Annotated in this window: 13 protein-coding genes and 2 pseudogenes; 7 read left to right on the top strand and 8 right to left on the bottom strand. The window is 34.6% G+C overall.

Features of this window, described 5'->3' with window-relative positions:
* Positions 1 to 8: 8 nt before the first annotated feature.
* Positions 9 to 320, bottom strand: coding sequence for a DUF3784 domain-containing protein (locus DJ93_RS21130; RefSeq protein WP_042983055.1), 312 nt, complete (start codon positions 318 to 320; stop codon positions 9 to 11).
* A gap of 183 nt (positions 321 to 503) precedes the next feature.
* Between DJ93_RS21130 and DJ93_RS21125 the strand changes: the two are divergent.
* Together DJ93_RS21125 and DJ93_RS21120 are read left to right on the top strand one after the other, a co-directional pair.
* A pseudogene (locus DJ93_RS21125) lies at positions 504 to 923 on the top strand (EamA family transporter); the annotation flags it as partial.
* 16 nt (positions 924 to 939) lie between these two features.
* On the top strand, positions 940 to 1,614 hold the full coding sequence (locus tag DJ93_RS21120; protein WP_042984284.1) for a GntR family transcriptional regulator: 675 nt from the start codon (positions 940 to 942) through the stop codon (positions 1,612 to 1,614).
* A gap of 55 nt (positions 1,615 to 1,669) precedes the next feature.
* On the opposite strand, the gene fbpA is transcribed toward DJ93_RS21120, so the two are convergent.
* Together fbpA and DJ93_RS21110 are read right to left on the bottom strand one after the other, a co-directional pair.
* Entirely contained in the window at positions 1,670 to 1,840 is a 171-nt protein-coding gene (fbpA, locus tag DJ93_RS21115) for a Fur-regulated basic protein FbpA (protein ID WP_042983054.1), read from the bottom strand.
* A 193-nt stretch (positions 1,841 to 2,033) separates the two neighbouring features.
* The gene (locus tag DJ93_RS21110) at positions 2,034 to 2,936 is read right to left on the bottom strand and encodes a cation diffusion facilitator family transporter (RefSeq protein ID WP_042983053.1); all 903 of its coding nucleotides are present in this window, start codon (positions 2,934 to 2,936) and stop codon (positions 2,034 to 2,036) included.
* A 199-nt stretch (positions 2,937 to 3,135) separates the two neighbouring features.
* Here DJ93_RS21110 and DJ93_RS21105 point away from each other — a divergent pair, with 199 nt between their 5' ends.
* Complete coding sequence (locus tag DJ93_RS21105) at positions 3,136 to 4,209, top strand: VPS10 domain-containing protein (RefSeq protein ID WP_042983052.1); 1,074 nt, start codon at positions 3,136 to 3,138, stop codon at positions 4,207 to 4,209.
* Between the two features lie 44 nt (positions 4,210 to 4,253).
* On the opposite strand, the gene DJ93_RS21100 is transcribed toward DJ93_RS21105, so the two are convergent.
* Both DJ93_RS21100 and DJ93_RS21095 read right to left on the bottom strand, forming a co-directional pair.
* Positions 4,254 to 5,360, bottom strand: coding sequence for a DUF4179 domain-containing protein (locus DJ93_RS21100; RefSeq protein ID WP_042983051.1), 1,107 nt, complete (start codon positions 5,358 to 5,360; stop codon positions 4,254 to 4,256).
* The gene (locus DJ93_RS21095; RefSeq protein WP_042983050.1) at positions 5,357 to 5,923 is read right to left on the bottom strand and encodes a sigma-70 family RNA polymerase sigma factor; all 567 of its coding nucleotides are present in this window, start codon (positions 5,921 to 5,923) and stop codon (positions 5,357 to 5,359) included. The genes DJ93_RS21100 and DJ93_RS21095 overlap by 4 nt, the downstream gene beginning before the upstream one ends.
* Positions 5,924 to 6,195: 272 nt before the next feature.
* On the opposite strand from DJ93_RS21095, the gene asnB reads away from it, so the two are divergent.
* Positions 6,196 to 8,019, top strand: coding sequence for an asparagine synthase (glutamine-hydrolyzing) (asnB, locus tag DJ93_RS21090; RefSeq protein WP_042983049.1), 1,824 nt, complete (start codon positions 6,196 to 6,198; stop codon positions 8,017 to 8,019).
* Between the two features lie 46 nt (positions 8,020 to 8,065).
* Here asnB and DJ93_RS21085 read toward each other — a convergent pair whose 3' ends face one another.
* The gene (locus tag DJ93_RS21085; protein WP_042983048.1) at positions 8,066 to 8,893 is read right to left on the bottom strand and encodes a PP2C family serine/threonine-protein phosphatase; all 828 of its coding nucleotides are present in this window, start codon (positions 8,891 to 8,893) and stop codon (positions 8,066 to 8,068) included.
* Positions 8,894 to 9,018: 125 nt separating this feature from the next.
* Between DJ93_RS21085 and DJ93_RS21080 the strand changes: the two genes are divergently transcribed.
* From DJ93_RS21080 to DJ93_RS21070, 3 genes and pseudogenes are all read left to right on the top strand, one after another.
* Positions 9,019 to 9,429, top strand: coding sequence for a MarR family winged helix-turn-helix transcriptional regulator (locus DJ93_RS21080; RefSeq protein ID WP_042983047.1), 411 nt, complete (start codon positions 9,019 to 9,021; stop codon positions 9,427 to 9,429).
* Positions 9,413 to 9,742: a DUF3147 family protein gene (locus DJ93_RS21075; protein ID WP_042983046.1), complete on the top strand. Its 330-nt coding sequence runs from the start codon at positions 9,413 to 9,415 to the stop codon at positions 9,740 to 9,742. The genes DJ93_RS21080 and DJ93_RS21075 overlap by 17 nt, the downstream gene beginning before the upstream one ends.
* Positions 9,703 to 10,624 (top strand): annotated as a pseudogene (locus DJ93_RS21070) (alpha/beta fold hydrolase). Before DJ93_RS21075 ends, DJ93_RS21070 begins: the two are co-directional and overlap by 40 nt.
* 48 nt (positions 10,625 to 10,672) lie before the next feature.
* Here DJ93_RS21070 and DJ93_RS21065 read toward each other — a convergent pair.
* Complete coding sequence (locus DJ93_RS21065; RefSeq protein WP_042983043.1) at positions 10,673 to 11,038, bottom strand: hypothetical protein; 366 nt, start codon at positions 11,036 to 11,038, stop codon at positions 10,673 to 10,675.
* 89 nt (positions 11,039 to 11,127) lie between these two features.
* Positions 11,128 to 11,703 (bottom strand): histidine phosphatase family protein, encoded by a 576-nt coding sequence (locus tag DJ93_RS21060; protein ID WP_042983042.1) that lies wholly within the window; start codon positions 11,701 to 11,703, stop codon positions 11,128 to 11,130.
* Between the last annotated feature and the right edge of the window lie 162 nt (positions 11,704 to 11,865).

The raw sequence follows: 11,865 nt of genomic DNA, 5'->3' as shown, positions 1-11,865 counted from the left end.
TTTTGTATTTATTTTAGAACAATTTTATTTAATTTATTTGCTTTTATGAGGAACAGAATTGTACCTAAAACAATTAAAACCCCATATACGATTCCAACTACATCACCTATCTTTTCTAACCCAATTGGCAATAGTATAGTAGCAACTCCTACTAAATAAGAGAACATACCCGATAGTTTTGCTAATTTATTTTTATCTCCAACAAAGGTCTCTTCTTGATATCCTGCAAGAAGAAATAACCTCTTTTTCACATGTATTTGATAACCTAAAAAAATGATGAGTAATCCAACAAATAAACAAATTAAAAACCCCGCTAGCATTCAAATACCTCCTTTACAATATTTTACCATATATCAAAAAGAAGAGTTCCCTGTCTTTATGTTTTTTCTTTTTAATAAGAAATTTCAGTTTATTCGAACGCCACTCTGTGCTATATTGCATATTGTATACAATATAGTTTTTAGGAAGGGGGATTATACATCGTATGGATTCAAATCGATTAAAAGGAATTATTAGAAAGATGGTCTTCATCAGTTATCGTTGGATGGGGAATGATTATTGGAGGTATTGGCGTTACAATTCTACACTTTATTTCCACAAATGAATTCATTTTATTATCAACTATGAAATATGTAAAGCTAAGTACCCTTCCCCTCATTGGATTTGTAGTCATTTTCGGAACACTCATTGCATTTTATTTATACTTAGATAGCATAAGATACCTTACTCCGAAAGAAACAACACTATTTGGTTGTACCGAACCACTCGCAGCTATTATTTCTTCTGTTCTTATTTTGCACGTACCATTTCAATTATTAGGTGCTTTTTGTGTAATTGTAATGGTGCTCGTTTTAAGCCAAAAACCGGATGAAGGAAAAACGAAGCTAAAATTCGTTAATGGCAAAAAACAAAATATACAATGAAAGGATTGAATTCATTATGCCTGTTCCTCAAAATTATAGAAAACCAGGTAGAGTCTCAGCGAAATCACTCGTTTTAAATCAACTACAAGATTGGATTATTGAAGGTGTTTTACAACCTGACGAAAAAATTAATGACGGGGAATTGGCTGAAGCTTTAGGAGTAAGTAGAACACCAGTAAGAGAAGCGCTTCAAATATTAGAACTTTCCGGACTAGTCGAAATGGTTCCCGGACAAAAAACAAAAATTGCTCCGATTAAATTAGAAGATGTATCCATGATTTATGAGACAATTGCAGGCCTTCATGCGATTATTGGAAAGCAAGCCATTTACCAAATAACAGAAGCTGATATTATACGACTTTCCGAAATAAACACTGCATTCCAACATGCAATACATGAAAAAAGTTCAAAAGAAGCTTTACAACTAGACATACAATTTCATAATACAATTGTATCTATTGCTAAAAACTCATACATTGAACCTTTCCTAGAAAATATGCAGCTTCACATATTACGACTTGAATATTTATTTTTCCAAAACTTTATTCCTGCATGTCAATCCATTGAGGAACACCATCTCATTATTCAAGCGATGAAAAAACAAGATGAACTACAAATTGAAAAAATAATGTCTCAAAACTGGCTTCGTCCGATGAAAGAAATACAAAAAATCATCTCTGCAAAATCATAAAAGAGCTGGTTACGTTTTTTCACGTAACCAGCTCTTTCTTTATCATTCTATATGACTATGCCCTAATATCCGCATATTCCTCGATATCTTCGTACTCTTTTTCTAGTTCTTCTAAGGAAAGTTCGTATAATTGTCGATCACGAATTTTAAATACTCCTGCCCCAATTAACTCATCAATTAAACGCTTCTTACGATTTTCAACAGCAAAACGGAGTTGACTACTCATCTTTTAAAAAACTCCTTCCTACGAACATTGAAAATGATAATCTTTATCAATTACCACTTTTGATTATAAAAGATGATGCTTTATAAGTAAAGTAATTTCATGAAATATTTACCTTACTAAGTGTTTGTGGCCACATTATATATATGTATGTTACGCAAAGATTGTTATGACACTTTTTATCATCTTTTTTCTTTCATACTTTGCAAGTTGTCTCGGTATGGTTAAATTCACCCTCTACTTCCACTTGAATCGTCACATGTTCTATATGGAACTTCTTCTTCAGTACATCCGTCGCTTCTTTTAGTACTCTTTGCGTCTCAGTATCTTTTTCGATACTAAGGTGGCAAGTTAATACTTGAAAGTCTGATGTGACAGACCATATATGTAAATCGTGAACTTCTTTTACAATTGTAATATTTAATAATGTATTCTTTACTTCTTCTACGTTAATATGCTCGGGTGCACCTTCCATCAATATATGGACCGTATCGCGTGTCACACGCCATCCACTTACAATAACTAATATAGACACAAGAATACTCGCAATTGGATCCGCAGCATTCCACCCCAAAAATTTAATTAGTAACGCAGCGATAATCGCCCCTACTGAACCTAATAAGTCACCTAATACGTGTAAAAAAGCACTCCTTACATTCAAATTCCCTTTCACATCTCCGTCCCGCATTAAAATCCATGCTGATGTGATATTAATGAGTAAGCCAAGTACAGCAATAATGAGCATGCCATTACTAGCAATCTCAACTGGCTCTTGAAAACGACGAATTGCTTCAATAAAAATGTATACTGAAATAATAATAAGGACAACGCCGTTACATAATGCAGCTAACATTTCAATTCGTTTATACCCATAGGTTTTTGCAACCGTTGCCTGTTTTTCTCCAAGATTAAAGGCAAGTAGGCTTAAAGCAAGAGAAACTGCATCACTTAACATATGCCCTGCATCTGATAATAGTGCTAAACTATTCGTTACAAATCCACCAATAACTTCTGCAATCATAAAACTCGTCGTTAATAGGAAAGCAACTAATAACGCCTTTTTATTTTTAGAATGACCATGATTATGTGAATGTCCCATACGAATACTCCTTCAAATTCAATTCCTATATTCTAGTATGTGATAGCCCTTACTAATTTATCCTGTTTTACTCTCCTCTTCACATATACAATCTTCTATACTTTTTAAACATGTCCTTTTTCTCAACAAAAAACTAGACTACTTCTTTTTCACTTTCATATTGTTTACTAATAAAAGAAAATTCAAGGGGGTTATAGTATTGAGACGATTATTTCTCTGTATGGAACGTGAACTTGTGATCCTCAAAGAACAAAATGGTGAATATCAAACGCAATATCATTTACAAAATATGCAGCCTACTTGTATCGCGGTAGATCCATTTCAAACGAATCGCATATATTGCGGAACATTTGGTCGTGGTTTATGGCTAAGTGACGATGGCGGAGATTCTTGGAGACCGATTGGTGATTCTTACCGTTACTTTGACTTTCCTAAAGAAGATGGTATTTTACATTCTTCGATTACTGCTATTGCTGTAAGCTCTAATAAACAAGTTAACGGCTATGGCGTCGTTTATGTAGGTACAGAACCAAGTACTTTATTCTGTTCAGAAAATGGTGGTGAAACGTGGACTGAACTTAAAAATATGAAGTCTTTACTATCTTCCTATACGTGGGCTTTTCCACCAAGACCATTTACCCATCACGTACGCTGGATTACAGTTGACCCGAATCATGAAAATACAATCCACGTATCAATTGAAGCGGGTGCTGTTATTCAAAGTAACGATAATGGACAAACGTGGACCGATAAAAAATTCGGTGCTCCTATCGATGCCCACCAATTACTTATGCATCCTGATGCTCCTAATCGTCTTTATGCATCATGTGGTGACGGATTTATGAGTAGTCCTGATCGTGCCTATCTCGAGAGTTATAACAGCGGTAATAGTTGGACTTCCTGCAGCGAAGGATTAGAACATCATTATTTATACAGTATGGCTATCGATCCAGCCGATTGTGACACTATCCTTGTTTCTGCAGCCCCGAGTGCTGATCTCGCTCACCACCGCATTCCTTATGAATCTTATATTTATCGAAAAACGAAAGACACGCCTTTTCAGCAAGTACAGCAAGGACTACCATCTGCAATTGGTACAGTCATTTCGATGTTTGCTACAAATCCAACAGAACCGCATACGTTTTACACATTAAATAATAATGGCGTATTTCAATCCGTTGATAGCGGAGAAACGTGGGAACAACTAAACATTCCGTGGAAAGATGAATATAAAACACAGCATCCTCATGCATTACTCGTTACTAGTTCTTAACAAAAAGAGACTGCCTATGTATCATTCCAGGCAGTCTCTCTTTGTTATTTCTTTAAATCAATCACAATATCATCTAACACAATATCTTTCTTTTTCGCCTCTTTTTTCGGCACTTCAATTTTCTTCTCTTTTCCATTAACATACTCCACTCCACCATGATTTTCAGGTGTGTGCACTCGCAAGCTCACATGAGGTGTAACGATAAGCTTTGTTGCATTTTCGTTCAATTTTTGGAATGTAGCACTCCAACTACTTTTATGTGGCTCTGCTACCGTACCGGTTCCACCATTTCCTTCACCTGCATACTGATTTCCTAAATCATCTTTTATTTCTAACTCCACATCTGCACTATCCCATATGCTTCTTAATGCCTTAGATTCTTCCTGATTGTAAAAAACGATAAATGACATAGGGGTTACTTCCATTTTGTCTATATTTACTTTTATACCTTCTTTTTCGGAAATCCCATTAACCTTTACTTCCTTACTATCGATTGCCTTTAAACTAAGTGCGAAATTCCAGTTCCCTTTTACTGAATTACCTTCATAATCCATCTCAATTGCTTCTATATCCCACCAAACATTTGCAACATCTAGCCTTTCACTACTATGACCACTCATTGTAGTCATACCTACGTACTTTTTCTCTCCAACTTTTGTTACTTGAGAACTACCTCCCCCGCCATTAAAACCCATAACCTGTGGGCTTCCAAATATGTGCGGTTTCTCTCCTAAATCTTTATCACTTTCGATAGAATACGTTATCGTTACAGTTCTGCCGTCAAAAACAGCATCATTAATTGTAACCTTAACCCCCTTACTTTCTCTCGTCATATTCAACTCAGTTGAAAACTCTTTATAATTTTCATATAGACCTGTTCTACCATTATCTAAAAATCGGAATATATCCCCTACTATTGGCAGTCCTCCAGCGTATGTAGGAAATCCGATACCAAGCGTTGCAACTGATAATCCTACTAAGATAGATGCAGCTGCGACACCTTTTTTCCAAGTTTTCATCTTTCTCTTCGTACGTATAGATTGTTGTAAGTTACGTTTCACCTTTTCTTTTTCAATTTCAGAAGCCGCAATTTCCTCAAGTTCTTTTTCATCTATATCAATATCATTTAATAACTCATACATGTCTTTCATATTGCACTACCTCCAAAACTAATATTCGTAGCATTTTGTTGTAGTTTCTTTTTCCCGCGATAAACCCGATTATCTATCGCCGCTCGAGTTAACCCTAATTTTCCTCCTATTTCCTCTGTCTTTAAACCGAGGAGATACTTCATAATGAACACTTTTTGATCTATAGGCTCTAATTGATTAATGAATTTTATTAATTCTTCTCTATCTTCCATAACGATTAATTCGTCTTCTGCCGATTTTTCTGTGCTTACATTGAATTCATCTGAAATGATTTCTACTTTTTTATTCGCTTTTCGGTAATAATCTATTGCCTTAAACTTCGCAATCGCCGCAATCCATTTTTTAAAATCACTCGGCTCTCCATGAAATTTATTTGCGTTATTCCAAACGGATAGAAAAATATCATTTATACATTCCTCTATCATTCCATCATTTCGAATTGGCAGCAGTACTTTATGCGTAATCCCTTTTATTAATGGTAAATATGTATCGACAACAAATTCTAGCGCATCTTCTTTTGGCCGCTGTAATCTTTTTATAAAATTTTTCTCATTTGATTTCATGTAGCAATTCCCCTTATTTTTTTGTAAAAGCTTTTACACCCTATATAACGTTCTGGAAAATTTTCTCTCTCATCTTTTTTATTATTTTTTGTATGTAATGGAATACTTTCCCTTATCCATTGTCTCATATAACTTTGCATTTGAAGAAAATTTTCTCAAGTCTGCAATTTAATTAATGTAATATACTATTTATGTAGTCATTCTTTAACTTAGTGTACATTTTATTTCATTAATCTACTTTTTATAATTTAAAATTAGGAGATGAGATGTGTATGTGTGGAATTATAGGTTGGGTAGATTGGAAAGAGGACCTTTCAAATGAACATGTTATTTTAGAAAAGATGGCGAACAGTATTCAGCATCGCGGTCCAGATGCTGAAGGATTTTGGTTTTCCCCTCGTGCAGCATTTGCACACCGACGATTAATTGTAATTGACCCTAAAGGGGGCACACAGCCAAAAACATTTCGTGCTGGGGATTATATGTATGCTCTTACTTATAACGGTGAAATTTATAATTTCCGTGAGCTTAGAGAATTACTTCAAAAGCAAGGTCATACATTTGAAACACACTCAGACACAGAAGTATTACTACATGCTTATTTAGAATGGAAAGAAGATTGCGTACAACATTTAAATGGTATTTTCGCTTTCGCAATTTGGGATGATCAGAAACAACAATTATTTTTAGCACGCGATCATTTAGGGGTAAAACCACTCTTTTATACAGAAAGAAATAACAGTATTATTTTTGGCTCTGAAATAAAGGCACTATTAGCTCACCCATCTGTTCCTGCTGAAATTGATACGGGGGGAATAAATGAAATATTTGGATTAGGCTTATTTCGAACTCCAGGATGTGGCGTCTTTAAACATATTAAAGAAGTTCGTGCTGGACATTATATAACATTTACACGTGATAAACAGGTAATAAAAAAATATTGGAATTTAGAAAGTAAGTACCATACAGACTCTATTGAAGACACATCCTCGCATATTTTATCTATTTTACAAGATACAGTAAAAAGACAATTAATTGCCGATGTTCCCCTCGTTTGTATGTTATCAGGCGGCTTAGATTCTAGTGGTATTACCGCACTTGCAGGCAAAGAATTCGCCAAAGAAAACAAAACACTTCATACCTATTCGATTGACTTTGTAAACAGTGCCAAAGATTTTGAACTTACATTCGCTCGCACAGGACTCGATGCTCCTTGGGTAAAACGTGTTTCTAAACATGTAGGAACAGCGCATCATGATATTATTGTGAATGCAGAAGAATTAGCAAAACATTTATTTGTTCCTCTTCATGCGAAAGATTTACCGAGTGCTGGTGAGATGGAAACTTCACTATATTTACTATTTTGCGAGATGAAAAAAGATGCAACCGTTGCTTTATCTGGTGAATCTGCCGATGAAGTATTTGGCGGATATCCTTGGTTCCATCAAGAAGAACTATTATACGTAGATAAGTTTCCATGGCTAACGAATTGGAAAAACACCTCCTCTCTTTTATCAAATGAAGTAAGACAGCAATGTACCCCTGAGAACTATATTAATAAACGATTCTATGAGGCTACACTTGAAGTACCTACTCTTGAAGGTGAAAATAAAAAAGAAGCAAGGCAACGCCAAATGTTTTATTTATTTTTAACAAGATTTCTACCTTTCTTACTCGATCGAAAAGACCGTATGAGTATGGCTGTTGGCTTTGAAGTACGCGTACCATTTTGTGATTACAGACTTGTGGAATATTTGTGGAATGTTCCTTTTCATATAAAGAGTATTGATAATATTGAAAAGGGTATTTTACGTAGAGCGCTGAAATCTGCTTTACCTGACGATGTTCGAAATAGAAGAAAAAGCGCCTATCCAACTTCACAAGACCCACACTATTTACAAACAATCCGCAATTTAACAATTGATATGTGCAGCAATAAAAACAATCCAGTTTTCTCACTTATTAACCATTCCACATTACTCGCAATCGCTGATCAAAGAAACAAAGAAGTTAACGATTTTGAAGCAAGAAGTGCAATGGAGTACATGCTCCAAGTAAATGAATGGTTAAAAACGTATCATATTCATATTGCTTAACAAAAAAGAGTTCAAGGACAAAAAACCTTGAACTCCCTTTCATTTATTAATTGGCACATTGTCTATTTTCAGTATCGATGGACCATCCAATAATAGTGGCACAATCTCTACCTTTCCACTGAAGTACATTTGTTAATACCGGCTCAATCTGTAAACAATTTCCGTCGTGTAATATTTCTACTAAAGATTGATCATCGTCAAATCTTTTTTTATCACATTCTAAAATACCGTCCGTTGCCATTACGATATGATTCATTCCTTTTTCTAACCCTCGAACACCCGATGTGAAACAAGGTGTATTTGCTGCAAAAATATTTTTTCTTCCAATATATTCGTAATTCTTACGCTTATTTAATCTTCCTTTTCCATTCTTTATTTTTTCAGAATGGAATAAATATGCAAAACAATTACCGACTGATAGCCAATATAGAAATTCACCTTTTCGCAAACAAATTAAGCACGCAAGCTCCTCGTCATCTTTGTCACACTTCTCAATGAATAGTTCATCTGTAAATAAAGCTAATAAATACATATGTGTATGATGAAAAGCTAAATGAATCGGATATGAAAATAATTCTTGTAACTTCTCTTTTCTTTCTGAAATAGCTTCTATTATATAATGTATATTTTTCGTTTTATGATGCGTATCAAAAATCATAACAAATTCAAACTCTAATTGCGGGTCCCACCAAGCTAGCACTGCATCTCCTCTTTCATATGCATCACTCTCTTGATTCCCTCCATATACACCGACTGAAAGAGGACCACATTTTTCAACATGTATTTGATCTACATACATCTGTTCATTACTCATCCATTTAAATGTATTCACTGCTATCATCCTCTCTCTTACTAATTGTATACCCTTACACATAGAGTACCGTACATTCCAATAAAAATAAACTTTTTCAACATTTTTTATGCAAATGAAAGGAATTCAGATCTTATTAGACGAATATATCTTACTATACGATATAAAAAAAGTGGAGGAATGTGATTATGAAAGACATAAATCAACATTGGGAAACAATTTATTCTCACTTACGCTATGAGTACGAAGACAATCTTTCTCATCAAGCAATCCGAATTTTACAGATTATTTCTCGAGAAAAAGATGCGACAATAGGAAAACTCGCTTCTGAACTTTACCTATCCCATAATACAGCATCCGAACATGTGAAACGTCTTATTCAAAAGGGATTTATTATGAAAGAACGAAATAAGCAAGATGAAAGAGTCGTAAATCTTACATTAACGAAAGAAGGAATTCAGATCTTAGAAAAGCACACTTTACTAGATAAAGAAAAAATAAAAATATTAGAATCTCAGTTCTCAAAAGAAGAGAAACAATTAATTGAAAAAGCTTTTTCTTTATTAGCGAAGGAGGCAAAGTATGCATTTCCTCGTTAAAGTTATCATCTCTGCACTCATCATCGGTGGTATTACTGAGTTTGCTAAACACTATAGTACACTTGGCGGCTTTGTCGCTGCTCTTCCTCTTATTAGTTTACTTAGTTTATTTTGGATTTCTTTCGAAGGTGCAAATAAACAAGAGTTAAGCCAATTTACCATTGGCGTATTATATGGATTTCCTGCATCAGCATTACTATTATTTATCGTCTATATTGGTTTAAAAAACTCGTTTTCACTTAGTACGTCTGTACTATTCGGTATAGGTGTCTGGTGTATCGTCTTTGCTTGCCAAAAATTATTTCAAGCTTAGGAGGTAATTACAAATAATACGTTTGTAGAAGTACTCGGAAGAAAAATAGAAGTTTATATAAAAGGAAACAGATCTCAAGTCATAGTGATTCAAACAGGAATGGGGTGCTCATTGTATGACTGGCTTCCCATTGCAGAACAACTAGCTTCAAACTATACAATCATTTTATACCATCGCCCAGGCTATGGGAAAAGTGAACTCGGAGATGCCCCTCGTACAACAGAGCAAGTTACAAAGGAATTACATGCACTATTATATGAACTAGCTATTTATCAGCCAATTATATTAGTTGGGCATTCTTACGGGGGATTATGTGCACAACATTTTGCTATGTTATATCCAAATCAATTACAAGCTCTTATTTTAGTTGATTCTACTTCTATGAATTTACATCGATTAGATGCTCTAGATTTACCAATTTCTGATCAAACAGATTCTGACGAAATTTGGTTACAAAAATACAAAAGTTATTCTCATATGGATCCAGAAGCACTTTATACTGAGCTACAATCTACATTCATAAATAAACAAAAACAATATATCGAATTTTCCAGATCACCTTTATTATATAAAGCGTCTGCTTCTGAATTATCAGAGTGGAAAAATTGTGCACGCTTAATACAACGGTTTAACGTAACACTACAAATACCATTAATCATTATTGGAAGGGATCCAAATTACTCTATCACTCAAATGATAAAAGGCGGAATGCCAATTGAAGAAGCGATGAAACTAGAAAATATGTGGCAAGAACTTATTCAAGAACAGTTGGACCTCTCCATAAACAGCAAATATATTCTCGCCAAACATGCTGGACATGGAGTTGAAAGTGAGCGCTCGGATATTATTATTGAGACAATTTATTCTTTACAAGAAATTTAGTTTGCACCATCTAAAAAGGAAGCAGCTCCCCGCTGCTTCCCCTCTCATCTATTCATAATCTTCTTCGTCATCATCATCATACGAGTTCTCATTACTTACATATATAGGCCCATTCGCAACATCAACACGAAGTACCCATGCCCATGGTACAGCTAAGCGCTTATGTAATGCACGCCAGAAACTCATTGATTTTCTTTCATACTCCTGAAACTCCTGAAGTATGTCTTTATAGGAGGAACCGTCTAACTGAACATTTGCTTCTAATAAACGAGAATAGGCATAGTGCTGTAATTCTAGTTCAGCAGCAATTTCCATTTCTTCTTCTGTTGCCATGCCAATAATTGTACCATCTGGCGGAAAAATTTCATATACGTTGTGAACTTCAATAAGCCCTTCTTTCTCTTTCTCAAACATGTAAACAGCCTCCTTTTTCACAATTTTTTTATGTTACAAAGTCATACTTCTACAATAACTTCATCCTTTCCTCCTTTTTTGATAAACTTTTACAAATTATTAATCTGATAACCTGTATGCTTCACTTTTTCAGTAAAAACTAAACTATCATCATGAAAAGTTAACTTATATATGTCTGGCATCTCAAGCATTTTCCAAAAATGAAAATCATATGTAGAATCAAAATAATTCATGATTAATACCATAATATTCCCATGAGTTCCGATTACAATCTTTTTCCCCTTATACTCATTTAATACATTTTGCATACATATGACACCACGCTTTTGCGCTATATCATTTGATTCCCCTCCTTCATAAGCAAATGACCAATCCTCCCATACCTTCCTAATCGCATTATTAAAATCATCTAAAGGCTCTTTGCTTAATAACCTTTCCCTTAAATCTTCTTCCACTTGTACAATTAGTCCAAACTGCTCTGCCACTCCTTGAACTGTTTGGACTGCCCTTTTATATGGACTAGAAATAACAGCGTCAATTTGTTCCCCTTTTAAAAAGTTTGTTACGCTTTGTACATCATGCCATCCTTTTTTAGATAGTGGTCTTTCTCTTTCTTCTTTTGTATATGTAGAGTGAGCATGCCGAACGAAATATATTGTGGTCACGAAATCATATCCTTTCCCCTTAAAATCGTATAAGCTTACTTATATTTAAAACCTTAATACGAAATGTTGGTGCTACCACAAACGCTTTACCCGTTATTCCTATTACAGTGACTGGTGCTCCTGCCATTAACGCATCTATTCAATTAGTTCGATTATATATCG

Source organism: Bacillus clarus, from assembly GCF_000746925.1.
GTDB lineage: Bacteria > Bacillota > Bacilli > Bacillales > Bacillaceae_G > Bacillus_A > Bacillus_A clarus.
This window is presented reverse-complemented; position numbering and strand designations above follow the sequence as displayed.